Here is a 24,897-nt window from a genome sequence, read left to right on the forward strand (position 1 = left end):
GGAAGGACCGAAAATGCAGGAAAGCGTCGCCGGCTCACCGGATGCACCGGATTCCGACACACGGTTCTCCGAACTGGACCTCGCCCTCGTCGACGCACTCCAGGCCGCGCCCCGTGCACCGTGGACCCGTATCGGCCGGGCGCTCGGCGTGGACGCGACGACCGCGGCCCGCCGCTGGGAGCGTCTGCGCACCAACCGCCTGGCGTGGATCACCGCCTACTACCCGCCGAAATCGGCCACGGTCTCCTATGTCGAAGTGCGTTGCCGGCCCAGCTCCCTCGAAGCGATCAGCGCCGCCCTGGCCGAACTGCCCTGGGTCTTCAGCATCGACGAGACCGCCGGGGACTTCGACCTCTTCCTGTCCGTCGCCGCCACCGACCTGCCCACGCTCGGCCAGTCGGTCCACCGCACCATCGGCGGCCTGCCGGGGCTGCGCTCCACCCGCACCCGGCTCGGGATCACGCTCTACGGCGAAGGCGGCGACTGGCGGATCCGGGCCATGGAACCGGCGGGGCGTGCCACGCTCCCGGCTCCGCGTGCCGCGCGGCAGTCCACGTACAGCACGGACATGCGCGAGAGGCCGTCCCCGCAGGACCGGGCGTTGATGACCGCCCTCGGCGCCAACGGGCGGCTCGGCTACACCGAGCTCGGCGCCGCGACGGGGATGAGCGAGCACACCGCCCGGCGCCGGGTCCAGCGCCTGATCCACCACGGCGACGTCAATTTCCGCTGCGACATCGCCCACCCCCTGGCCGGTCTGTCGACCATGGTGATCTACCGGGTCGCCGTCCCGCACGCCCACCTCGAACACACCGGAAACACGCTGGCCCGCATGGAGCAGGTCCGTATGTGCGTCTCCGTCAGCGGACCGCACAACCTCCTGGTCATCGTCTGGCTCCATGGCCTGAACGCCATCGGCCCGTTCGAGATGCTGCTGGCGGAACGCTTCCCGACGCTGGAGGTCAAGGACCGCACGGTGGCGCTGCATTCCCCCAAGCGCATGGGCTGGCTCCTGGACACCCAGGGCCGCGCGACCCGCCGCATCCCCCTGGACCCGCCCCGGCCCTGACCGGGCTCACGCACCGGCTCGCGCTCACGGCGGGCCGGAGCCGAGCAGCGTCCACGCCCCGTAGGCCGCCGAAGCCACCGCGAGCACGGCGACGACCGTCACCGTACGGGCCGTGGTGCGCAGCCGCAGCAGCGCGACGGCGGGCGGGAGGAGCAGCGGGAACGCGGGCATCATCAGCCGCGGCCTGGACCCGAAGTACCCGGAGCCGATCAGTGCGATGACGACGACGGCGATGCAGTAGGCGAGCACGGGGAGCGGCTGGCGCTGCCGTACGCACAGGAACACCACCCATCCCAGGCCCACCAGCGCCGCGCACAGCCCGAGCGCGCCGGGCAGCGGCAGCCCGAGGATGAACGAGGCGAGCGCCACGCCTCCGTCGATGCTGTTGCCCCACTGTGCCTGGACGTCGAAGTACGCGAAGGGGCTGCCCTCCCGTACGGCGACGAACACCACGTACGCGAGCCAGCCCAGCGGCGCGAGTGCGGTACCGGTCAGCATCCGTGCGTTGCGGCGGACGATGCCGTCCGTCCGGCCGGCCCGGCACTCCCGCACGAGCGCGACCGCGGCGGTGATCGCGAGGGCGGCGATGAGCGCGGCCGCGGAGGGCCTGGTCAGCCCGGCGAGTACGCACAGGGCGCCCGCCACGATCCAGCGCCGGGTCAGTACGGCGTAGAGCGCCCAGGCGGCGAACGCGGTGAACAGGGTTTCGGTGTACGCCATCGACTGGACGAACGCCGTCGGGTACACGCCCCACAGCGCCGCCAGCACCACCCCTGCCCGACGCCCGTACAGATGCGCCCCGACGGCGTAGATCCCCCAGGCGGCGAAGAGCGCGGCGACCCAGGCGACCAGCAGTCCGGCGCCCGCGAGGGAGAGCGGGGTCAGCTCGGCGATACCGCGTTCCAGAGCGGGCAGCAGGGGGAAGAAGGCCAAGTCGGAGTGGATGTCGCCGTTCGGGAGGGTGGCGGTGAAGCCGTAGCCGTTCTCGGCGATCCGCTGGTACCAGACGGAGTCCCAGCGCTCGCCGAGGAGATGGAAGGCGCTCCTGTCGGCGCCTGCCGCGGCGGCGGCGAGGACGACGAGACCGATCAGGCGCACGGCCGCGTACGCCCCGAGGGCCGGTGCCGCCGCCGCGAGGGCCGTGGCGAGGCGACCACGGGCGGGGGGATACGGCGGTCGCGGCTGCGTTCGGCGGCTGCGCTGCCGCACGAGCCGCTGTGCGGGGGCGGGGGCCTGGGCGGCCGGATCGTCGTCGGGCATGCTGCCGATTATCTCCGCAGCGGGTGGCCCCACCCGATGCGGGCCGGGCCTGCTCGTAGCTGACCTGCCTTCCCGGTGCAGTGGCTGACCCGAGATCGGACGGCGTCAGCCGGCCGCCACCACCGGGGTGGGCCGAAGCCGTCGTGGCGGCGGGCTTGCCCCTGTACCCAGCCCGCGGCCGCCGCGCGCACCCACCGCACCCCGGGGGTCGACCGCTGTCCTGGGTTGCCCTCGCAGGTGTTACGCCGTGCGGAGCGCGGCGATGACGGTCATCCGTCCGACCCGTCGGGCCGGCAGGATGGCGGCTGCGAGTCCGGTGAGCACGGTCAGTCCCAGCGCTGCCAGTACCAGAAGTACGGGTGGACCGCCGATCGTTCCCACTGTGGAGGTGACCGATCGGGCGGCCGCCCAGCCGTAGCCGAGGCCAAGGGCGGTGCCGATCACCGCGGCGGCCAGGGACAGCAGTAGTGCCTCCAGGGTGAGCATGCGGCGCAGCTGCCGACGGGACATTCCGATGGCGCGCAACATGCCGATCTCGCGGGCGCGTTCGCTGACGCTGAGCATCAGGGTGGCCGCGACGCCGAGTCCGGCGATGGCGACCGAGAAGCCGAGCAGCGCCACGGTGATCAGCATCATCCGGTCCATCAGCGATCGCAGGCTCTGCGCCTGTGCCGCGGTGTCGGTGACGCGGACGTGGGGGTAGTCGGCCAGGGCCCGGTCCATGGCCCGGCGGGCAGCGAGGTGGTCGGTGCCCTGGGCGGGGCTGATCCAGGCCGTGGTGACGGCCGCGCCGGGGGCGAGCCGGTCCAGGGTCGCCGGTGTCACCAGCAGGACGGCCCCGCTCTGGAGTGTGAAGGGCAGGCTGCTGCGCCCGGGTTCGATCCGCAGAGTGGTACCGGGTCGGCCCATCGCCCCCGCGACCTGGCGCACGCCGCCGTTGTCGAGGCCGCTGAGCGCGGCGCCGTCGGCGAGCGCGCGGGCCCGGTCGATGCCGTCGGTGTGGGCGTTGAGCCGGGCCGGGTCGGCGGCGGCCACCAGGGTGCCGTGGCCGTCGATCTCCACGGTTGCCGAGCGGACCGGCGTGACGACGAGCTGGCGCTGCGCACCGAGCGTGCCGAGTGCCCCCGCGGGCAGCGGGCCGCTGGTGGTGGCTGCCGAGAAGGTTCCGGGCTGGCGCGCGGAGACCATCGGCATCAGGGAGTTGGAGGTGATCGCCAGTGCGGTGACGGCGCTGACCAGCACAGTCACCCCGAGCAGCAGCGCCGAACCGGTGGCGCCGGTCCGCGCGGGGTTGAGCCGTAGCTGTTGGGTGGCGAGCCGCCCGGCTGTGCCGCCGAGCCGCCGTGCGGGGGCGCCCAGCGCCGCGACGACCGCCGGCAGCAGCCGGTGGCTGAGCCTCAGCACCCCGAAGAAGCTGCAGATCGCGCCGAGCGTGACTGCGAGCAGGGAGAGCGGCGGTCCGGCCACCACCCCGAGTGCCAGCAGCGCCACACCCGCGAGCAGCAGGGCCGCGGACCACGCCGCGGCGCGCAGCCGGGTCGGGCCGCCGCCCGCACTGTGCGTACCACCGAGCGCGGCCAACGGCGGCACCGCCGAGGCGGCCTTGGCAGGACCGCGGACGGCCAGCAGGGTGAGCAGGACGCCGAACAGGCAGGCCGACACGACGGTCACCGCGGATGGCAGGAGCGAGAGGTGTACCGGCCCGAGGTCGGCGGCATGGGCCAACGCCGTACCGGCGGCGCAGAGCCCGGTCCCGAGCAGCGCCCCGGCGGCCGAAGCGCCCGCTCCGAGCAGCAGGCCCTGGCGGCGGATCAGTCGGTGGATCTGCGCTCGGTCGGCGCCCACGCAGCGCAGCAGGGCGAGCTGTTGGGTCCGCTGCCCCAGCACCACCGAGAAGGTGTTGCTGACCACCATCCGCGCTACCGCGAGGGCGATCAGGACGAAGGAGAGCGCGGCGATCAGCACCACTCCGTAGAGGGTCTTGCTCTGCCTGGTCGCCTCGGCGACGGACGCGTCTCGGGTGCGAATCTCGGCAGTGGGGCCGAGAGCGGCGCGCAGCGTCTGTGCACCGCGCGCCCGCGAGGCGCCCGGCAGAAGCCGGACGTCGAGCTGGGTGGCGGTGACGCCGGTGGCGTACCGCTGCACCGCGCCGTCCGGGACGCCGATGATCGGGTGTCCGGCGAAGCTGGGCGCGCCGCGGCCGTCCAGGGTGCCGACCAGGTGGGCGGTTGCGGTGCCGCCGTCGGCGCGGACCAGCCGGATGTCCGCGCCGGGCGCGGCGGCGATCCGCCGCGCGGTGTCGGCGTCGAGCAGTACCTCGCCCGGGGTGCTCGGCCACCGTCCGTCCTTCAGCAACTGCCAGCGCAGCGCCGGGTCGGCGGCGACCGAGCTCACCACCGCGGCGTCGCCCAGCGGCCGCCGGTCCGCGGTCAGCACCCCGCCCCGGCCGGTCAGCCGCAGCGACACTCCGGCCACTTTGGCCACCTGCCGCGCTCGGGCGGCCGTGTCGGTGTCCAGTGCTCCCTTCGCCGCGGGGGTCACCTGCACGTCGCCGGGCCCGACTTCGGCGCTCGCGGTCTGGCTGAAGGAGTCCACCAGTGCCCCGCTCCCACTGACGGAGGCGATCAGGAAGGCCACCCCCAGCGCGATCGCGGCCCCGGTCAGGACCAGCTGCCGCAGTTGCCCGCGCAGTTCGGCAACGGTGTATCGGTACGTCGTCATCTTCCCTCGGCTTTTCCGCCCTGAGCAGTCATGACGTGCTGTCAGGAGCACCACCGAGCCTATGAACCGCTCCCCCCGGCCCCGTCAGCATCAGGTACTCACTTCGATCAGCCCCAGGTGGCCCCCGCCCTTCACCGCCTCCACCCTCAGAGGTAGCCACCCCTGACCTCCCCCCAGAACGGCAATGACAGGGTGAGCCGCTGCCGCACTGAGCCGCGAGGTGGCGGGCGGCCGGCGGGCCGCGACGCCTTGGCGGCCGCGGCCCGCGCCTTCCGCACCCTGGCCCGTCCCGGCCTGGCCGCTGAATGTGCTGCCGTACGTGTTCGTGGGCGCGCTGGTCGTCGGCTTCGCCGTGCTGCGGGTCCGGAAGCCGGAAGTCGCCGAACGCGTGGGAACGTTCGCGGACGATCTGGACTGGTCCCGGACCGCCACTCCCCGATGCCCGGCTCCCCCGCGCCCCGCGGGCGGCGCCGGGCATCGCCCGTTGGGCCCGACTTTGGGGCCAAGGGCCCAGGTCACCCGGCCCGTACACCCGTACGCTCACGCCCACACCCGAATGCAGAACTGCAGGCACAGGCATGGCACATGGGCGTCGGAGAGGAAGAACCGTGAGTGGTGGCGGGGGCTGGGGAAGCGGAAGCGCGGGCCACATACCGCCGGGGAGCAGGGGTGGTGGTTCCGGCGCGAGCAGTGGCGTGTTCTTTGCGCTGACCCGCAGTTGGGCCGCCGGTGCCCTGGTCTACATCGCCGCCGGATATCTGGTGTCGCGCGGGCTCGTCGAGATGCTCGCCACCGACGAACGGCTCACGTCCTTCGGCTGGCGCCTCGCCCTGCTGCACGTACCGAACGTCATCACGACCGTGCTCACGGTCCTGGCATCGGCCCGCGTCCTGCCCGACGAACAGCGCGAGTCCCGCCTTCTGACGCTGCTCGCCTCCCTGGGTGTCCCGCTGGCCGCGCTCGCCTACGGATTCGCCGTGTCCTGGCATCTCGCGGGCTTCGAGGGCACGTTGATGCCGATCGTCTCGCTGGTGACCGGCTCGGCCGTGGGGCTGGCCGTCGACCGGCTGCTGGACGACCGCGAGGAACAGTCTCCCGCGCCGTACCAGCCGTACTCCTGGCGGGACAGCGGCGCCACCGCGATGGAGTACCTCGGGGTGATCATCCTCGTCGTCACGATGATCGGCGCGATGGCGATGGCGGGTGTCGGCGGGCAGATCGGGGAACGCATCCGCTGCGCGATCAATTCGATGGGCGGCGGCGGTGCCGGCTGCTCCACCGGCGGCGGGGACACCACCGCGAAGCCGAAGACGGACGCCGACTACGAGCCCAAGATGTGCCAGGTCTCCAGCATCTCCGACACCGTCGGCGGCAAGGTCAAGATCGGCTGGTTCGAGTGGGGCAACGAGTACGGCTTCCAGCAGAAGGTCAGCCAGGCCAAGACGGATGTGAACGAGGACGGCAAGGTCGACGAGAACGACAAGCTGGTCTACATGACGTTCACGGACGCCGCCTCGGCGGGCGCCACCGCCAGCACCCCCGGCGTCAAGCTCGGCAAGCTGGGCAAGGCCGATGTGGACGTCGGCGGCGGCATCAAGATCACCAACGGTGACACCTGGGTCTTCAAGAGCGAGGAGGACGCCAAGAAGATGCGGGACGACATCGAGGAAATGAAGATGTGGGAGACCTCCACCAAGTACAGCGGTGGCTACGGCGGCGGCTGGTACTCCGGGATGAAGTGGGCCGACAAGAAGAAGGACGTCGAGAGCAAGATCGGCGACAAGAAGATCTCGTACTCGACCGTCGGCCTCAATGTGTACGCGGACGGCGGCCTCTCCATCAGCGCGGGCGACGAGACCAAACTCGGTGCCAAGCTCGGCGGCAAGGCCAAGTTCTCCCCCGAGGTGACCATCACCAAGGACGACGTCAACGGCAACGAGTCGTACACGTACACCGCCAAGCTCGAACTGGAGGGCAAGGTCGGCGGTTCGGCCGGTCCGCTCGGCGGCACGGCCGCCGCGAAGGACAGCCGGACCGGGGCGATCACCGTCACCCGCGACCAGAAGACCGGCAAGATCGTCCGCATCGACATGACCCAGACCGTCGAGAACGGTTCGACGTCCGACAAGGGTGACGTCAGCGGCGACAACGGCGAGAAGGGCAAGGACAAGCGCGGCGGCAAGGTCAGCGGCACCGACTCCTCCGGCGAGACCGGCATCAAGGTCCTGACGAACTCGATCGTCTTCGGCAAGGACACCGACAAGGCCACCGAGGACAAGCGGGCCGTCGCCGAGCAGTGGCTGGACGGCTCCGGCAACAACACCGCCCCGTTCGAGTACATGTTCGGCGACCACTCCATGCAGCAGAAGCCCACCGGAACCGACCCGTTCGACCAGCTGATGTTCCAGGACGGCCTGTCGAGCACCATGAAGTACCACGGTGAGACGGACGCCCAGGAGTTCGGCTTCGAGGTATCGCTCGGGATGAGTCTCGGATTCTCCATCTCGGACGAGCACAAGAAGGAGACACTGACGGACGCGCAGTTCCTCGGGGCTCCGCAGGGCGACAAGCGCTCGTACCTTCCGTACAGCTACTGCGCGAAGTAGTTCGTACATCGGGTACGGCTACGGTGCGCAGCAACCACGCACGACGACGAGGCGATAGGCGATGACGACGACGATGAAGATGTCCCGGGCAATCGGCGCAGCTGCTGCCGCCGCCATCGGCCTCGCCCTGCTCACCGGCTGCGGCGACGACGCCGCCGCGGTCCCGGAGGGCTGGGGCAAGCTCGACACCAAGAGCCTCTCCGTCGGCTACCCCGAGAAGGAGGGCTACAAGGAGCAGCCCGCGGCCGACCGCGCCAAGGCCAACGCCGCCGTCGCGCTGAAGGAGGAGGGCGGGTTGCGCACCGGCATGGTCTCCGTGCAGCTCGACTTCGCCACCGGCGTGGACGACGCCGGTGAGGCGGCGGCTGCGGCGGGTGCCGGTATCGGTCTCGGGGCGACCCGCAAGGAGACGTCGGACGTGCGGCTGGCGGGTGCGGAGAGCGCCCGTGAGGCGCGCAGGATCGACTACGAGTTCACGTCGAGCGGCAAGGAGCGGACCCCGGCGCCGGGCACCGAGATGACGGGCGTCGTGGTGGCGGGCGTCGATTCGAAGGACGTGCCGTTCGCGGTCCGGATCAATGCGGTGAAGGGCTCGCTGAGCCGGCAGGACCTCGACGCGTTCGTCGAGTCGATCACCGTCAAGTAGCGGATCAGGGGCGCTCGTTCATGCAGATACTGCCCGGCGGCACGGCCACGTTCCTGCTTCTGTTCGGCCTGTTCCTCGGCGCGTTCGCCGTCCGCTCGGCGCTGCGCCTGCATCGGGTGCTGCGGCTGGTCCGGCACGGCGAACACGCCGAGGGCCGGTGCGCGGACCGCCGGACGGTCGACCGGGGGCCGGGCATGGACCGGAGTTACGTCACCGAGTACGTCTTCGCGTTCCGTACCCGCGACGGCCGCGACATCGAGTTCACCGACCACGCCCCTGGGCCGTTCGGCTTCGATGTCGGGGCGCCGGTCCGGGTCAGTTACGACCCGGCGGCCCCGTCGAAGCACGCCACGGTGGCGGGCCCGGGGGCGTGGGGGCCGGTGGTGATGCCCGCGGTGTTCGCGGTCGTGCTGGGAGTGTTCGCGGTGGGGCTGCTGGCCGGGTTCGCGGCGATGCGGGGGTTGCTCTGACGGGTTTGGATCTGACGGGTTGACTCTGAGACACGCCGCTCACGGGCGCGCAGGGGTCAGAACGTGGCCCGGTCGAACGGCACCGGGAGCTTTTCCAGCGCCCCGGCAGCCCGCAGTCGTGTGTTCGCCTCGATGATCGTCTCGATGGCCGGGGACTCCGTACCGCCACGGGTGAGGTCGATGACCAGTCCACCGTGTGTGGTGCGGACGTACGTACCGGGCAGCCCCTCGGGTGCGAGGGCGGCACGGCCGGCGGAGAGAAAGACCGCACGGCCGCAGCGAGGGTCGCTGTTCGCCAGGTCGAACCGCTCGGCCACCGCCCGATACTGGGGCCTGTCGTACACCTGCCCGGCGTCGATCTCCCAGTTCTCCGCGAGGAGGCGCAGGATCTCCGGAGCGCGCCGGATCACCTCCGCGGTTTCGTCCACCTCGCGCGACCGGAAGGCGAGCGAGACGGAGTTCACCGCGTAGTGCGAGGTACTGCCCGCGTGAATCGCCATGGACACGCGCGCCGCAGGGAGGTTCTGCGCCCACAGCGACGTCGTGTAGCCCACCACGTCGAGGTCGGGGCCCGTGTTCTTCCGCTCGATGTACTCCGCCAGTGCGGGGACCGAGGGCTCCAGCACGGGATCGGACGGGAGGTCGTCACCGGCCTCGTGCCATACGTCGAACGTCGGGCCGTCGATGTCCTTGAGCGCGCTGAGCGTGCCGGACCAGCGTTCGGCGACGGCCTGAACGGATTCCCCGCGAAGGCCCCAGAAGCCGTTGACCACCACGTTCAGCACGACACGTTCTCCTCGGGCTCCGGTCTGCGGTTCCACACCCCGCCCGGCGTTCAGCCGGTCACGTCCCCCGGGGTGTGGATCACCTTAACCGGGATGCCCCGGTCCTCGAACATCTCTCGCGCCGCCTCGGCGACGTCCGGGTCGGACAGGTGCCACTCGACCGGCTTGCCACGTGCCGCGTCGACCTGACGGCGCGCCTGGTCCGCCCACCGGTCGGCGACCTTCGACGTGAGCGTCCCGGTGTCGGCGTTGTAGTAGTCCTTGCCCTTGTACCCGTATTTCGCTTCGAGGTAGGTGCCGCGCGAGGCGTCCCAGCCGTCGAAGTCGACCGGCTTTCCGGTGAGTTTGTCCAGCGGGACCCGGTACTCCTTGCCGCGACCCACCTTGGAGATCTGCTCCTGATAACGGGCACCCATTTCGGTCGGGTAGCTCCAGACGCCCGGCTTGATTTCGTTCCAGTTGCCTTCCCCGCCGTCCTTGGCCCCGGCCGGCGGGTCCTTCAGGTCCTTGTACCAGGCCGGCTTCGGAAGGTTCTGGGCGCGCTCCAGCTCCTGCTTCCGCTTGGCCGCGGCCGCCGCCTTCTTCGCCTCGTCGGCCAGCCTCTGGGCCTCGTCGGCGGCCGCCTTCTTCTCCGGGTCGACCTCGTCGCACTTTCCGGCGAGGAACCCGACGGGCACGGACGTGCGGGCCGCGGCCAGGACGCCGGTGCCCGAGCCGGGCATTCCCATGCCTGCACCGCCGCCGTACGGGACTCGTACGTGGCCGCCCATGCCGACCGTGCAGCCTTTGAGGCCGGCCTGCTCGGCCGCATCGTCGGCGTGTTGCTGCGCTTCCTTCGCGGCCTTCTCGGCGGCCCCGACATCGCCCGCCTTGGCCGCCTTCTTCGCCTTGGCCGCGGCCTCCGAGGCCTTCTCGGCCACTTCGCCGAGCTTGCCGAGTTTCCCGAGCTTGCCCAGCTTTCCGAACTTGCCGACGAGCTTGGCCTCGCCGTAGCCGGGGATGAACAGCGAGCCGATGTTCCACAGGCCGGTGCCGATCGCCTGGCCCTCGTCGCCCCTCTTCCACATGTCGCGGACGTCGTCGCCGATGAACATGTCGTCCAGGACCTTCACCCCGGTGCCGCCGGACGCCTTGGTCCAGTCCCAGACCGCACCGAGGTAGTCGCCCTTGGACCACTTGTCCCCGGCGTCCTTGGAGTCCTGGCTCCACTTGTCGCCGAGGCTCTTGCCGTAGTCCTTCAGGCCGTTCCACGCCTTGACGGGGTGGATGATCGTGTCGAAGGTGCCGGTGATGTCGCCCCACAGCCCGTCGCCGACCAGGCCCTCGAAGAAGCCACCGGTCTGGTGTGCGGCACAGGAGAAGAACGCGCCGACGCCGGAGGTGCAGCTCTCGCCGGGCTTCTCGTCGCCGCCGTTGCCGCTGCCGTCCACATCGTCGCCACCGTCCGGTTCCCCGGAGGTGTCCACGTCGTCGCCGCCGTCGTCGACCTGGGTGGCGGTGTCGCCTCCGCCGGAGCTGCCGGAACCGGAGCCGCCGGCGGCGCCGGAACCACCGGCCGCGCTGGAACCACCGGCCGCGTCGGAGCCACCGGCTGCGTCCGCCCCTCCGGAGTCCGTACCACCGGCCGCAACCGCGCCACCGGATTCCGGTCCGCCCGAGCCCGAGCCGGCTCCCCCGGACTCCGTACCCCCGGAGTTCTTCCCGTCCCCCGCCACCACATCGCCCCCGGGCGCGGGGCACGCGCTTCCGGTCAGCTGACAGATCGCGTTCCGCATCTGACCGGTCAGCTGGGCGCCGATGCCCGTGGCGATGAGTCCGCCGATGAGAGCCACGACCACCAGGACCATGCCCAGGTATTCCATCGCGGTCTGACCGCCGTCGTCGCGGCGCCATTTGATCATCCGCGCGATGCTGAACGGCCGGTGCGGCACCCGCTGTTCGAGGGGAAGGTCGAACCAGTCGCGCGAGCTCGGCCGGAACAGCATGATGACAACGGCGACGGGCATCACCAGCTGCGTCACGCCTCGCCCGCCGCCGTCCCCGCCGAGGGTCGCCAGCGCGCCGAGGGTGAGCCAGACGTGTACGGCCAGGAGTCCGCGCCAGATCCAGATGCCGCCGGTCCGCAGATACAGCGAGAGCACGAATGCGGTCACGCTCGGCAGCGCCGCGTACAGCAGCAGACCGAGCAGCTGGCCGTCGACCTCATTGACCGCGGACGCCACCGTCAGCACACCGGCGCCGCCCAGGACCGCGGCCGCGAAGAGGACCCGGACGAGGATCAGCACCGCCTGCAACGGGCGCGGCAGCGGCTGCCTGCCCTGCTGGGCCACAGCAGCACCCCCACCGGCGCCACCCGAAACCGCAAATCCGCCTATGCCAGACACGACGAGTCCCCCAGCTTGCCGGTGTGCAGCCACAGTTCAGCCACTCCACGCATCCGACCACATCGGCACCCTTCGGGCATGGGCCTCAGGACCCAATGCGGGGCTCAAAGTTACGGATTCCGCCCGGAGTTGCAGATATGCAGAAGGTCAGGGAACGGCCCCGCTACCGGATGGGGACCTCGCTTCCGAACAGCATCCACGGCGACTGTTCGTATGACGCCACTCCGGACAACTGCGGCTGCATCGCCGCGATTTCATGCCGAACGGCGAGCGTGTCCGGCCAACTGTCGAAGAATGTCGTGCCGTTGATGACGACACCGCTCCAGTCGGTCGCCGCGGAAGCGCCCTCCCGGTCGACCACGAAGCCGATGCAGAGCACGGAGGCCCGCCCTATCGCCTCTCTGATCGCCCGCGCGGCCACCTCCTGCTCGTCCCGCGCCAGCCGCCCGAATCCGAATTCGAGCGCGACGACTCCGTCCCCCATCCGCCGGATGCGCGCCGGAACCAAGGCTCCGCTGTTCACCCACAGCAGGAAGTCGACCCTGTCGAGCCGCTGCAGGCCGGCCAGGAGCACAAGCTGCTCCCTGGTCACCCACGAAGGAGTGCCCCACGGATCCGGCCCCGGACCGAGGAGCGTGACCCGTCTCGTGACGGGGTGTCTGAGCCGCAGTCCTGCCGCGTCGAGATCACCGAAGAGCGACTCGGCATCCGGGCGGCTCCAGCCGAGGTGGTACGAGTAGAAGAAACCGTCACTCATCGACACATCACCCCAAGAAGTGGTGGAGCGTGCAGATCCAGGTGCGCATGGGCACGCCGGGCAGGCGCTCATGGCGGGCGCCTGGTCAGGTGGGCTCATGGTTGGTCGCGTACGAGCGTAATCAGCTCCGCCCGCCCGGGCTTGGGCCCACGGACCCAGGGGCGGGCCCCATTGGAACAAAGCGATGGACAGGGGGCCGGACATCGCAGATCGTGTACGCCGATGACACGCACCGATTCGCCTCCCGCATGGGACGAGCGCACCCAGCTGGCCACCTTCCTCGACTACGCCCGCGACACCGCACGCGCGAAATGCGAGGGCATCTCACCGGACGATGCCCGCCGCGCCCCGCTGCCCGGCTCGCCCCTGATGACGGTCGCCGGGCTGATCAACCACCTCAGCTGGGTCGAGTACTACTGGTTCGAAGTGGCCTTCCTCGGCGGCGAGGACGAAGGGCCGTGGACGGACGAGGACCCCGACCGCGAGATGCGCATCGCGGTGGACATTCCGCTCACCGATCTGCTGTCGGAGTACGAGGCACGGACCACCCGCTATCGCGCACTGGTCGCCTCCACCGACCTGGACACGCCGGCGAAGCGCCCGCGCAGGGACGGCCGGCATCCCGATCTGCGCTGGATCGTGCTGCACCTGATCGAGGAGACCGCGCGGCACAACGGCCACCTCGACATGATCCGGGAGATCGTCGACGGCACCACCGGCGTCTAGTCGGCCGAGCCGGCACGGTGGTTGTCACGCTGATCCGTGGTGGGCCGGTCAGCGGGTCCCGGAGAACAGCGCGTCGAGTTCCGGGAAGGCGATGCCGCCGGCGAGAGAGCCGTAGTCACCGGTCTCGAAGAGCTCCCGCGCGGCGCGGCGGGCGGCAGCGTACGCGGCCTGCGCCACGCCCGAGCCGAGACTGACGCGGGCCACGCCGAGGGCGCCCAGCTCGGCGACGGTCGGGGCGCCCGGTTCGGCCATGCCCAGGTACGTGTCGATACGGACGTTGAGGAAGAGGTCCGCGCCCGCCCGGTCAGTCTGCTCCGCCGGGGTGGTGCCGGTGGTGGCCGTCGGTGGGTCGGGGCGTGAGATGCGGCCGGTGAGAAGAAGCGCGTTCGATGACCAGGAGGGCGGCGTCGTCGGCGGGGTGGCCGCCGATGTGGGCGAGCAGATCGCGGTGGATGTGGTGCAGCAGGGTATCGGGGTTGGTGGCGGGGAAGGAGGCGACCCGTTCGGCGAGCGGGTAGAACGCTCCGGACGGCGAACGGGCTTCGATGACACCGTCGGTGTAGAGGACGAGCATGTCACCGCATGTGAAGGTGAACGGGTCGACGCGGTCGTCCTCGATGGGTCGATCGCTCACGCCCAGCGGAGGCAGGGGCTGTCGGGCGTACAGGACCGTGACCCGCTGATCACGCACCAGCAGAGGCGGGGGATGCCCACAGTTGATCATCTCGGCGGTCGGCAGGGCGTCGTCGGGGATCTCCAGGACTAGGCAGGTGATGAAGTGCTCGCCGGCGTCGCGTTCGGTGTCCGCCACGTCCTCCAGGTTCCGGGAGACGCTGTCTTCGAGGGCGGTTACCAGCCCGGGGAGGGTGGCATACCGGTGAGCGCCCTCACGGAATGCCCCCAGCACCAGCGAGGCCTCACCGATGGCGGCCAGCCCGTGGCCCCGGACATCGCCGATGGCCACCCGGGTCGCGGCATGCTCGGCGCGGGCGAACGCAAACAGATCACCCCCGATCTCGGCCTCGTCCTCGGCGGACATATACAGCCATGCCACCTGCAACGGCCCGATCCGGCGTGGCGGAGGCCGCAGCAGAACCCGCTGAGCCGTCTCCGCCACAGAGCGTGCCAGGCTCAGCGCCCGGTCGCGCCGCTCCCGCACAAGCCGCAGGAAAGCCACCAGAGCGGAGAGCCCGGTCAGCGCGATGATCTGCGCCAGGTGGTTGGGCGTGGTCAGTCCGCCGAGGAAGACAGCGATGAGCACCTGGGCCGTCACCGCCAGGACCCCGGCGAGAGCGGTGAGCCGCGGCCCGGCGAGGGAGGCGGTCAGAGCGGGCGCGATGACCAGCAGCGGGCCCAGATGGACATCGCGCCCGCTGTAGACATCCACCCAGGTGATCGTCACAATCAGCACGAACGGGATCGCCACCAGCCCACCGCCGGCTGGATGCTCCAGGAAGTGATCCCACAGACGCCGCACACCCATATGCCCCTCAGCACCTCCTGGGCGCCTGCCACCGCGACCTCACCGGGCCCCGTACGGCGCTCGCCGCACTCCTGGCCGGCTGCCCCGCAGACCGCGTCCCGGGTGGCACAGGCCCTCAGTCCTCCAGTTCGGCGAGCCAGCGCAGGGCGCGCAGACCCGGCAGGAAGCAGTACTCACCACCTCGGGTGACCACGAAGCTGGGCAGGTTCTGCAGGCGGCGCCGGACCGGCTTCTCCGGGATGGTGGCGCTGCCGGTTCCGTCGTGATGCCCGGCTACCGGGTCCTTCTCGCCGGGGTAGCCGATGAAGTTGCCGTCGTTGAGCCACTCGGCCTTGATGAATTCGAACTGTCGTTCAAGGTGGGCCCCGATGAATGCTCCGACCAGGCCCCGGTCGGCGCCGTCGTCCTCCAGCACGCCCTCGGGCAGCGGCGGGCCGTAGGTGGTGCCGCGGCGGATGAGGCGGTGCATCCGTGCGTCGCCGATGATGGTGGCATCGCGGGGGTTGTTGCGCCGGATGTGCGCGCCGGCGGGGCACCGGAAGCCCCGGTCGTCGTTCTCCCGGTACAGGAAGTTGTTGACGCGGTGCGGGTCGGCCGCCAGCTCCGGGTCATCGTGCTCCGGGGCCAGCGTCAGCGGTGCCCCGCTGGGCCAGCGCCCGACCATCTTCGCCGCCAGGAGCGCCTCCTCCTCGGCGCTGGAGCTGTTCGCGCGCAGGTACCGGCGCCAGGCCGCCACGTTGGTGTGGATCTTGCGCACGGCCACGTAGGTCCCGTTACGCCCCAGCACATCGGGGCTGGGCATGGGCGGCAGACTGCCGGTTTCATCGGGGTAGCCGAGGATGAATTCGCCGGCCTTGATGGGGGCTTCCTGCGGGTTGGAGCCGGGCAGTCCCACGCCCTCGATGTTCGGATAGCTGATGCCGTCGCGGAATCCGAAGGTGGTGCGCCCGGTCGGGAGCTGGCGGACCTCCTGCTGCCAGATCACCTGGACACCGGGTGTGTCCTGGTACGCGGCGCGGGCCCGCTCCAGCGCCCTCTCCAGCCGCGCCGTGTCGGGAGAGAGGGCACTCAACGCGATATGAACCTCGCCCGTTCCGAACGGTGCCTCCCAATGGGCCGGGGCACTCTCGCCCACGTCGCCGATCAGGCCCGCACGTGCGGCCATGCCCCGACGAAACGCCTCCGGAAAGCTGTCCAGCGACTCCTGGGGCACGCCCAGGGCCCGCAGTCCCTGGTGGGTGAACGCCACCGCCACCCAGGCATCCTGGCTCGGGTCCACACTGGGGAAACCACCCTCCACCGCCGGGAGCAGCCGCCGCAGCAGGGAACGCCCGGCGTGGCGGTCATCGACATGCAGGAAGACGAACCTTCCCTCGTACGGCACCGGCCGTGGACGCAATGCCCCGCTCTGGACGTCGTCGATCTCGACGCCCACGCCCGCTCCGCTCGCGCTTGCCGCCGCGTTCATGATCGCTTGTGCCTCCACATCGGTCTTCAACGGGACAACCCCGCGGCGGCCGACTCGCACCCGCCGGCGCGGTCCATGACGCGCCGAGGTCGGTTGTGTCCGGGTTCTAGGCTGCGGCTTCCTCCATCAGCTTCTGGAAGGCCGGCGTGGCCAGCAACTCGGCGTTGGCCGGATTGTCCAGCGCCGCCCGGAACTCGGGGGTGTCCAGCACCGCCTGGAACGCCTCGTCCACGCGCTGGTCCTTCCAGATCTGCTGAACGGTCAGATCGGGGTAGGAGCTGACGAAGACCCCCGCGGGCGCCTGGCGGGCGACGAACCAGTCCTTCACCCCCGGATCGGCAACGCCGGGGAACCCTTCGGAGTGCGAGAAGACCTTGTCGAAGTGGGCCCCGACCACCGTTTTGGCGAAGTCGTCGATGTAGGTGTCCCAGGAGCCGTCGAAGACGCTGGCGAACATGAACCGGGTGTCGTTGTCGAAAATCACGTGGCGTGCGTCGTGCAGGGTCCCGATCTGGCGCAACGCCGCACGGCCCTCCACGTCATCCGACCCGCTGGCGAGCGTGGCAAGGTCCTCACGCAGCGCATCCGCATGACCCGGCTTGATCTTGGTAAAGACGGTGAACTCGCTGCACACCCCATCTTTCATGCCCGGACGCTCGGGCTGGGCTGACGGGGTTGCATCTGTCGTCGCAGCCATGGTGGGCCTCTCCTGCCACGCATCCGTGCGAGGGTCGCCAGGCGCTCGGGGACGAGGCGCCATCGCCCTCATCTCCCATGATGACCGCGCCGCGCCGCCCGCGCCTCACCAGCACAGGGCAACCCACCCATCAGCCGCGTCGACAACACTGCGGTCAATGCACCTGGTCGGGCGGTGCGGCGCCAAGGGCGCCGGGGTGGTGAACAACCCCGCCCTCCCGAAGTCCTGCCCTGTCCGGCTACCCCATTGCGGCAATGCCAGGTGCGATGTGCTCGGCGACCTGGTGGGTGAAGCTGACCGGGTGCCGGTCGGGCAGCACTTGGATCTCGCTGATGCCCAGGCTCGCGTACGCCTCCGCGTCCGCGAGAAACGCGTCCGGCCTGGCCAGCACCGGACCGTTGTACATCACGGTCTTCGCGATGGCGTCGTAGTCACGGTCCTCCGCGGCGCAGTGGGCGCGCAGCACATCGAGCTTGTGGGCCACTTCCTCCAGGTCGGTGGCGAACAGATTGCAGGCGTCCGCATACCGGGCGGCCAGAAGCAGGGTCTTCTTCTCGCCCCCGCCGCCGATCATGATCGGCGGGCGCTCGCCGATCGGCTCGGGCACGCACAGCGTCTCGGCGAGCTGGTAATGACGGCCCCGGAACGGGCCGTTGTCGTCGCTCCACATCTGCAGGCAGATCAGGATCGTCTCCTCCAGCCGTTCGAACCGCTCGGCGACCGGAACCACCGGCACTCCGAGCCCGTACTGCTCCCGCTCGTACCAGGAGGCGCCGATACCCAGCCTGGCCCTGCCGCGCGACAGCACATCGAGGCTGGTGACGATCTTCGCCAGCAGCCCGGGGTGCCGGTACATCACACCCGTGACCATCAGGCCGAGCGTCATGCGCTCGCTCAGCGCCGCCACGTAGCCGAGCGTGGTGTACCCCTCCAGCATCGGGTCGTCGGCGAAGGTCTGCCCGGTCTCCATCTGGAAGTAGTGATCCATCACGGTGAACGACGAGATCCCCGCCTGTTCGGCGATCCGCACCGACTCCGCGAGCGTCGGCGCGATGAGCGCGGGGTCGGCCGGTGTCGAGTAGTTCCAGTAGTGCAAGCCGAGATTCACGTCCGACCTCCGCGGGTCAAGGGAGAGCGGGCCGGGACTGCGTCGCCGCCCCGGCCGAAGTGTTCAGGACGCGTGCTTGGCGTACTCGCTCTGCACTGCGTCGACGCTCACGTACTCGCGGTCCGGCAGGTTCCTCGCGATGGTGGCACGTTCCGTGAGCCCGCTCGCATCCATTCAATTACCTTATGTAGTCCCTCGTCACGCTATGCGAGGTCGGAGTCATCGGCATTTCGGTACGCCCGGCCGAGCGGACCCTGCGCTCGGCACGAGTGCGCCACGGATACCGCCGGGGTCGCCCGGGTGTGCGGCTCACGCGTTACAACGCCGTTCCTGCCGCCCGACCGACGCATACGGGTCAAAGATGGGCCCTTCTCGGACACGGCTTCGCCTCGCTGCCGACGTCGACGCCGCAAAGGACATCTTCGATCCCGACCGTTCATACGCCTCCGGGAGGAAACACGTGCGGGCACGCGAATCACGTATGAGCGTCCTCGCCGCGGCACTGACTGCGGCAGCAATCGCGGGTGGCGTCACAGCATCGGCGAACTTCGCTCCCCGGCCCCCCGCGGCGGCAGACCGGGCCCGGCTGTCCCAGCTCACTCAGAGCTACCTGCAACAACGCGCCGACCTGGTGACCCGGGCCGCCGCTCAGTCCCCCACCGCTGAACCTCCGGCCGCGGCCACACCGTCGATGCGGGCCGAGTTGCGGGCGGAATTCGCCGCGCTGGTCCGTCAAGGCCGCGCCTACCGGCAGGCCGACGGCGGGTACATCCGCGCCACGGTCGATGTGACGGTGAACGACGCGGCCGAGGAGGGTGACACCGTGACACTGCACATCACGGAGGACACCCGCCTCTACCCCCCGTTCACTTCCGCTCAAGCAGCGGAAGGAGCCCCGGAGTGCGAGGAGTACTCACTCCCCCACACACTGACCTTCACCCGTGGCCCTTCGGGGTCCTGGCTGCTCGCCTCGGACAGGGCCGAGCTGAACGACGGGCTCGCGCCGAGCACGCAGGTCGCCGCGTCCGGCCCGGCGTGAGCGGCTCCGCACTCAGCATCGGAATGATCGCCGCAGAACAACATCGCACGCCAACTCCGAGGGGATGACCGATGCCGGACGCGACCTCAACGCCTGACGGCCCAATGTCCGGCCCGCGCGCTGGGAATCCTTGCCGCGCTTGGGCTTCGAGGGCGCCTGATGGGGCCGGTTGCGGAAGCCGGCGCGGGGGGTACACGGAGGACTCCCCTCCGCGCACGGCCGCGCATACCCTGGCGCGTATGACCACGGGGGATGAACTGCTCCTGCTCGCGATAGTCCCGGGCAGGCGGCGAATCCGGATACGGGCCGAGGACCGGCTCCGGTTCGCCTTGCGGGCCTCGGAGTTGGCGGATCTGGGCCTGGCCGGACGGATCGCCCTCGGCCCCCGACGGATCGAGGTGTCGGACCCCCGGCGCGTCGAGGACCGCCGCCTGAACAACGTCCTGCACAGTCTGGGCGCGACTGCGCCCCCGCCCAGCCTCAATGACTGGCTGCGCCGGACACCGCGCTCCCTCACCACCGAGTACCTCTCCCGGCTGGAGGACCAGAGGGCGGTCCGGGTCCGCCGGTGGCGCGACCCCAGCGGCCGTAAGCGCCACGACATTCTCTCCGTCGACCTGCCGCGCCGCCGGGCGCTGCTGGCCCGCCTCGACAGCGTGGTCCGTTCCGGCTCCTCGACGTCCACCGCCGACCGCGACCTGACCCTCGCCGCCCTCGTCCAGACCGCGGGCCTGGCCCCTGCCGCCTACCCCGGCCTGCGGGGCATCACCGACCGCCGCCGTTTGGCCGCGCTCACCGCGACCGACCGCCTCACCCCCGCAACCGCCAGAGCGGCTCCGGCCGCCGACGAGGAACTCGCTGCGGCACTGACCACCGGCGCCGACGTCCTCACCCGCCAACTCATCGACGAACTCAGCGACCTCTACGCCGACTTCACCACCGGCGGCCACGGCCTCGGCCACGACCTGGACCCGGGCAGCTGGTCCGAGGGTGGCGCGGGCGGCACCGGCCACCACGGCGGCGGCCACGGGGACAACGGCCACGGCGGCTGGTGACACCGACAGCCGGGAGTCGCACGCCCCTTGTTCCCCGGCGTCGTTCCAGCCCCGCAGCCGACGCCGGCACACACTGCTCGCCAGCCTGCTCGCCGGCCTGCTGGTCACGGCCAAGGCACCCAAGCGGTGACCCCGGCGAGCCGCCCCAACGATCAACCCTGAGGCCCGCGTTGCGCGTCAATGGCACCGGGAGGGCATCACCTGCCCTCCCGGTGACCTGGAGGCAAGACGCATGAGGCAACGGGCTGCACGTACCTCCTCGCTCGCTCTGGCGGTGACCGCGGCCGTGGGAGCGTCCGCATTCGCCCCGCCTGCACTCACCCACTCCGCACATGCGGCACAGCCACCGCAGTCGGCACAGTCGGCACATTCACCGCACGGCCACGAGGCGACCGGGGCCGCGCTGCGTGATCTGGTCGAGAAGGGCGGACAACCCGGAGTCGCCGCCAACTCAACGGAAATCAAGCACAGTTGGTACGGGGCGGCCGGTCACGCCGACACCGCCACCGGCCGTGAGCGTTCGTCCGGTGACCACTTCCGCGGGGCCAGCATCACCAAGACGTTCATCGCGACCGTCCTGCTCCAGCTGGAGGCGGAGGGGAAGCTGAGCCTGGACGACACGGTCGAGACATGGCTGCCCGGCCTGGTGCGGGGCAACGGGTACGACGGAAGCAGGATCACCCTGCGTCAACTGCTCAACCACACCAGCGGCATCGCCAACCACACCTCGGACCCCGAGTTCGTGCACGACGCCGCCGGCCCCGGCTTCCCGGAGCACCGGTACGACACCCACACGCCCGAGGAACTGGTGGCGATCGCGCTGAAGTACCCGCCGCGGCCCGATCCGGAGAAGGCGCCGTTGTACTCGAACACCAACTTCGTGATAGCCGGGATGGTCATCGAGAAGGCGACGGGCCATTCGTACGCGCAGGAGGCCGCCCGCCGCATCATCCGGCCGCTGAAGCTGCGCGGGACGTCGTTCCCCGGCACGGCGCCGCAGATGCCGGACCCGCACCCCGTCGCCTACTCCCGCTTCCACCAGGACACCCCCGACGCCGAGATCCACGACGCCACCGAGCAGAACATGACCTGGCTGGGCGCGTCCGGCGACATCATCTCCACCACCGGCGACCTCAACCGTTTCCAACGTGCCCTGATACGAGGCGAATTGCTGCCACCCACGCAGACGAAGGAAATGCTTGCCGAGGTACCGGCCGGCGACGGGACCGGGTACGGACTCGGGGTCGAGTTCGCGCAGCTGTCCTGCGGCGTGAAGGTGGTGGGCAAGAGCGGCCGTACGAACGGCTCCCTGTCCGCGATGGTCGGCACGCAGGACGGAAAGCACCAGCTGACGTTCAACGTCAACGGTGACTGGCTGCAGGACGGATCGCTCTACGTCAACGTGATCGAGGCGGAGTTCTGCGGCAAGGCCCCGGCCGCCACGAGCAAGGCGTCGCTCTCGACGGATCGGCTCCCCACCCCTGTCGCCGACTCCCTCCCCGATTCGTTCGCCGCTCTCCCCCGGGCCGAGGGCTGAACGCGCCGGACCGTCCTCGTTGATGCCGGGAGTCGTCAACTCGCCGTAGCGGCGCCGGAAGTCGCCGCTACGGTGTCCTGTATGACCGACATCAGCTTCTGAACGTCACCGGCGGACCGGATGGTCCGTGGCAGAGGAGCGCGCTTGCATACACATGGTCGTGTTGATCAGGCCGTGAGCCTTTCACGCAGGTGCTCGGCTTGATTTCTTTCCCAGCCGAGCGCCCGCACGGGCAGCCGTTCAACGCGCCGCGCGCTTGGGCTTCGAGGGCGCCTGATGGGGCCGGTTGCGGACGCCGGCGCGGAGGGTACACGGAGGACTCCCCTCCGCGCACGGCCGCGCATACGTCGGTGATTCACCGTGATTCGACACCGAGGCCCGGGCTCCTCAACTACCTTGTTGCCGTGGACCAGTTGATCACCGAGGATCCGTTGCACATCGGCCCGTATCGCCTGATAGCCCGTCTGGGCGCGGGCGGCATGGGTCTGGTATACCTGGGCCGCTCGGAAGCCGGGCGAACCGTGGCTGTGAAGGTGGTGCAGGCCGAGCACGCCCAGCACCCGGAATTCCGTAAGCGGTTCGCACGCGAGGTGGCGGCTGCCCGGCGGGTGGGCGGGACCTGGACGGCAGCCGTGCTCGACGCCGACACCGAGGCCCGGGTGCCCTGGGTGGCGACCCAGTACATCCCCGGGCCCGATCTGACCACTGTGGTCGCCAAGGACTTCGGGCCGTTGCCCGAGCACTCGGTCCGCACCCTCGCCAACCGCCTGGCGGTGGCTCTGCAGTCGGTCCACGGGGCGGGCCTGATCCACCGCGACCTGAAACCGTCCAACGTGCTGGTGACGGTGGACGGCCCGCGCGTGATCGACTTCGGTATCGCGCGGGCCATGGACAGCCTCGCCGGGGACAGCCTGCACACCCGCACCGGGATGCTCATCGGATCCCCCGGCTTCATGTCGCCCGAGCAGGTACGCGGCCTCGAACTCACCCCGGCCAGCGATGTGTTCTGCCTGGGTGCCGTCCTCGTCTACGCCGCCACCGGCCGCCTCCTCTTCGGCGCCACGGAAACCGGCCTGAACGCACACCTCTTCCGGATCGCGGAGGAGGAAGCGGACCTGACCGGCGTACCGGAGTCACTCGTCGATCTCGTACGCGAATGCCTGCACAAGGACCCGGCACAGCGGCCCACGCCCGCCGATGTGGCCGCCCGCACGGCCACCGACCAGGACGGCGAATGGCTACCCGGCTCGGTGCTTGCCCAACTCGGACGCCATGCGGCCCAGTTGTTGGACTTCACCCCGGAGACACGGGCCGTGCAGCCGGACCCGCGTATCCCCGCCCAGGCCGAGCGTCCCCCGCAGCCTCAGCCACTTCCCCCGCCTCCCGCCTACACCCCGACGACGCCGGCGGACCTCCGCCCGGCGCCGCCGGGGTTCGCACCATCCGCGGGCCCGGCTCCCGGTGCCTGGCCCCCGTCACCGGCGCCGGCCGACGTCCATGGCCCGCACCCCAGGCGGTGGTGGGGACTGGGGGTGGCCGCGCTGGCGCAGCTGCTGGTGCTGATCGGCACGACGACCACGAACATGGCACTGCCGTCCATCCACACCGACCTTCACCCCAATGCCGACGACCTGAACTCGCTGCCCCTCGCCTCTGGACTGGCATTCGGCGCACTGCTGCTGCTCGGCGGACACATCGCTGATCTCCTCGGCCGCAAACGGACGTTGATCACCGGTTTGGTCGGCTACGCGGTGGCGTGCGCGCTCGGCGGCTCGACCCCTTCTTTCGGCGTGCTCATCGGGGCCGTCGTCCTGCAGGGCGCGTCCGCCGCGCTGCTCTCATCGGCCGTGCTGGCCCTGGTGTCGGCCGGCTTCACCGATCCGAAGGAGCGAGGCAGGGCTTTCGGGATCTATGCGGCGATCGCCGGCGGCGGAACGGCGATCGGCCTGTTCGCGGGCGGATGGCTGATCGAAAGTCTGAGCTGGCGCTGGTGCCTGTACGCCGGCATCCCGCTCGCCGTGACCGCCGTGATCGGTGCGGCCGCCCTCGTGCACGACAGCCCGGTCCGCTCCCCTGCCCGCCTCGACGTTCCAGGCCTGCTGCTCGGCTCCGTCGGGCTTGCCGCCCTCGTCTACGGCTTCGGCAAGGCCGAACCGCGCGGCTGGACCGATCCCCTGGTCGTGGTCCTCCTCGTGGGCGGGCTCGCCCTGCTCCTGGTCTTCGCCTGGTGGCAGACCAGGACGACCGACCCACTTCTGCCGCCGTACGTCTTCCAGGACCGCAACCGCGTCGGCTCCTGCCTCGCCCTGGCCTTCATCGGCATGGGCATGTTTGCCCTGCACCTGGTACTGACCAGGTACCTGCAGGGTGCCCGCGGCTATACCCCGTCCCAGATCGGCGTGGCCCTGCTGCCCATGGCCGGTGCGGTCGTCATCGCCTCCACCCAGGTCTCCGCCCGCCTGTACCGCCGACTGGCGCCCCGCGGCCTCATCGTGCCGGGCCTGGTGCTGACGGCGATCGGACTGGCGCTCCTGACCGGCCTCGACGCCGACAGCGCGTACGCCACCCAGGTGCTGCCCGGCACCCTCCTCGTCGGCTTCGGTCTGGGCCTGGCCTTCATGCCGCTCTTCGCCACCGCGACCGGCGGGATCGCCCCGCAGGACTCCGGCGGCACCTCGGCAATGGTCAACACGGCCCAGCAGTCGGGCAACTGGGCCGCCTCGCCCCTGTTCGGCACCATCCTCGCCTCGGTGATCTCCGCCCAGCTGGATCACGTGTCAGGCGTTCCTGAGGGCTTGACCAAAGCAGTCGAGCAAGGCTTCCTGCTCAGCAGACAGAACCTTCCGGCGGCACTGTCCGACGTCGTAAGGGAGACGGACAGGGCGGTCCTGGGCGGCTACTCCGTCATCCTTTGGTGGGCGGTCGGCCTCACGCTGCTCGCGGGCCTGCTCGCCGGCCTGCTGGTCACGGCCAAGGCTCCGAGTGGTGGCCCCGGCTCCCGTTGACCCCGTGCACCGGTCGATCCGCCCGACCGGGTACGGGCCCTCAGGACGTGCTGCGTGCACTGTTCTCGATGGCCCGGGTCG

19 protein-coding genes are annotated in these 24,897 nt (G+C 70.6%); 9 read left to right on the top strand and 10 right to left on the bottom strand.

The window, feature by feature from the left end:
* Positions 1 to 13 precede the first annotated feature (13 nt).
* Positions 14 to 1,069, top strand: coding sequence for an Lrp/AsnC family transcriptional regulator (locus NRF20_RS17105; protein WP_413752832.1), 1,056 nt, complete (start codon positions 14 to 16; stop codon positions 1,067 to 1,069).
* A 24-nt stretch (positions 1,070 to 1,093) separates the two neighbouring features.
* Here the strand turns inward: NRF20_RS17105 and NRF20_RS17110 are convergent, their stop codons facing one another.
* Both NRF20_RS17110 and NRF20_RS17115 read right to left on the bottom strand, forming a co-directional pair.
* Positions 1,094 to 2,329 carry a hypothetical protein gene (locus tag NRF20_RS17110; RefSeq protein ID WP_413752833.1) on the bottom strand — a complete coding sequence of 412 codons (1,236 nt, stop codon included), beginning with the start codon at positions 2,327 to 2,329 and terminating at the stop codon, positions 1,094 to 1,096.
* Positions 2,330 to 2,569: 240 nt separating this feature from the next.
* Complete coding sequence (locus NRF20_RS17115) at positions 2,570 to 5,050, bottom strand: FtsX-like permease family protein (protein ID WP_413752834.1); 2,481 nt, start codon at positions 5,048 to 5,050, stop codon at positions 2,570 to 2,572.
* Between the two features lie 608 nt (positions 5,051 to 5,658).
* Between NRF20_RS17115 and NRF20_RS17120 the strand changes: the two genes are divergently transcribed.
* The 3 genes from NRF20_RS17120 (at position 5,659) to NRF20_RS17130 (ending at position 8,772) form a co-directional block, all read left to right on the top strand.
* Positions 5,659 to 7,656 (top strand): hypothetical protein, encoded by a 1,998-nt coding sequence (locus NRF20_RS17120; RefSeq protein WP_266358371.1) that lies wholly within the window; start codon positions 5,659 to 5,661, stop codon positions 7,654 to 7,656.
* A gap of 61 nt (positions 7,657 to 7,717) precedes the next feature.
* Positions 7,718 to 8,302: a hypothetical protein gene (locus NRF20_RS17125; RefSeq protein ID WP_413752835.1), complete on the top strand. Its 585-nt coding sequence runs from the start codon at positions 7,718 to 7,720 to the stop codon at positions 8,300 to 8,302.
* A 20-nt stretch (positions 8,303 to 8,322) separates the two neighbouring features.
* The gene (locus NRF20_RS17130) at positions 8,323 to 8,772 is read left to right on the top strand and encodes a DUF3592 domain-containing protein (RefSeq protein WP_413752836.1); all 450 of its coding nucleotides are present in this window, start codon (positions 8,323 to 8,325) and stop codon (positions 8,770 to 8,772) included.
* Positions 8,773 to 8,828: 56 nt separating this feature from the next.
* Here NRF20_RS17130 and NRF20_RS17135 read toward each other — a convergent pair whose 3' ends face one another.
* The 3 genes from NRF20_RS17135 to NRF20_RS17145 all read right to left on the bottom strand — a co-directional run bounded on the left by NRF20_RS17135 (position 8,829) and on the right by NRF20_RS17145 (position 12,698).
* Positions 8,829 to 9,557, bottom strand: coding sequence for an Imm52 family immunity protein (locus tag NRF20_RS17135; protein WP_266358373.1), 729 nt, complete (start codon positions 9,555 to 9,557; stop codon positions 8,829 to 8,831).
* 50 nt (positions 9,558 to 9,607) lie between these two features.
* On the bottom strand, positions 9,608 to 11,887 hold the full coding sequence (locus NRF20_RS17140; protein ID WP_413752837.1) for a Tox-REase-5 domain-containing protein: 2,280 nt from the start codon (positions 11,885 to 11,887) through the stop codon (positions 9,608 to 9,610).
* A gap of 217 nt (positions 11,888 to 12,104) precedes the next feature.
* Entirely contained in the window at positions 12,105 to 12,698 is a 594-nt protein-coding gene (locus NRF20_RS17145) for a hypothetical protein (RefSeq protein ID WP_266358375.1), read from the bottom strand.
* 222 nt (positions 12,699 to 12,920) lie between these two features.
* Between NRF20_RS17145 and NRF20_RS17150 the strand changes: the two genes are divergently transcribed.
* Entirely contained in the window at positions 12,921 to 13,424 is a 504-nt protein-coding gene (locus NRF20_RS17150; protein ID WP_398632180.1) for a DinB family protein, read from the top strand.
* Positions 13,425 to 13,472: 48 nt separating this feature from the next.
* On the opposite strand, the gene NRF20_RS17155 is transcribed toward NRF20_RS17150, so the two are convergent.
* From NRF20_RS17155 to NRF20_RS17175, 5 genes are all read right to left on the bottom strand, one after another.
* A complete protein-coding gene (locus tag NRF20_RS17155; protein WP_398632179.1) occupies positions 13,473 to 13,676 on the bottom strand; it encodes an isocitrate lyase/phosphoenolpyruvate mutase family protein in 204 nt (67 codons plus the stop codon).
* Between the two features lie 52 nt (positions 13,677 to 13,728).
* The gene (locus NRF20_RS17160) at positions 13,729 to 14,907 is read right to left on the bottom strand and encodes a PP2C family protein-serine/threonine phosphatase (protein WP_398632178.1); all 1,179 of its coding nucleotides are present in this window, start codon (positions 14,905 to 14,907) and stop codon (positions 13,729 to 13,731) included.
* Between the two features lie 115 nt (positions 14,908 to 15,022).
* Positions 15,023 to 16,375 (bottom strand): Dyp-type peroxidase, encoded by a 1,353-nt coding sequence (locus NRF20_RS17165; protein ID WP_413752838.1) that lies wholly within the window; start codon positions 16,373 to 16,375, stop codon positions 15,023 to 15,025.
* A 106-nt stretch (positions 16,376 to 16,481) separates the two neighbouring features.
* Positions 16,482 to 17,021 carry a hypothetical protein gene (locus tag NRF20_RS17170; RefSeq protein ID WP_398632176.1) on the bottom strand — a complete coding sequence of 180 codons (540 nt, stop codon included), beginning with the start codon at positions 17,019 to 17,021 and terminating at the stop codon, positions 16,482 to 16,484.
* Positions 17,022 to 17,310: 289 nt separating this feature from the next.
* On the bottom strand, positions 17,311 to 18,180 hold the full coding sequence (locus tag NRF20_RS17175; protein ID WP_398632175.1) for an LLM class F420-dependent oxidoreductase: 870 nt from the start codon (positions 18,178 to 18,180) through the stop codon (positions 17,311 to 17,313).
* Positions 18,181 to 18,640: 460 nt separating this feature from the next.
* Between NRF20_RS17175 and NRF20_RS17180 the strand changes: the two genes are divergently transcribed.
* The 4 genes from NRF20_RS17180 (at position 18,641) to NRF20_RS17195 (ending at position 24,816) form a co-directional block, all read left to right on the top strand.
* The gene (locus NRF20_RS17180) at positions 18,641 to 19,219 is read left to right on the top strand and encodes a hypothetical protein (protein ID WP_413752839.1); all 579 of its coding nucleotides are present in this window, start codon (positions 18,641 to 18,643) and stop codon (positions 19,217 to 19,219) included.
* A 239-nt stretch (positions 19,220 to 19,458) separates the two neighbouring features.
* Positions 19,459 to 20,274 (top strand): GPP34 family phosphoprotein, encoded by an 816-nt coding sequence (locus tag NRF20_RS17185; RefSeq protein ID WP_398632173.1) that lies wholly within the window; start codon positions 19,459 to 19,461, stop codon positions 20,272 to 20,274.
* 232 nt (positions 20,275 to 20,506) lie between these two features.
* Positions 20,507 to 21,811, top strand: a complete 1,305-nt coding sequence (locus NRF20_RS17190; RefSeq protein WP_398632172.1) for a serine hydrolase domain-containing protein — start codon at positions 20,507 to 20,509, stop codon at positions 21,809 to 21,811.
* A gap of 404 nt (positions 21,812 to 22,215) precedes the next feature.
* The gene (locus NRF20_RS17195; protein WP_398632171.1) at positions 22,216 to 24,816 is read left to right on the top strand and encodes an MDR family MFS transporter; all 2,601 of its coding nucleotides are present in this window, start codon (positions 22,216 to 22,218) and stop codon (positions 24,814 to 24,816) included.
* Positions 24,817 to 24,897: the final 81 nt, after the last annotated feature.

It is taken from the genome of Streptomyces sp. R-74717 (genome assembly GCF_047305335.1).
In the GTDB taxonomy this organism is placed as follows: Bacteria; Actinomycetota; Actinomycetes; order Streptomycetales; family Streptomycetaceae; genus Streptomyces; species Streptomyces atratus.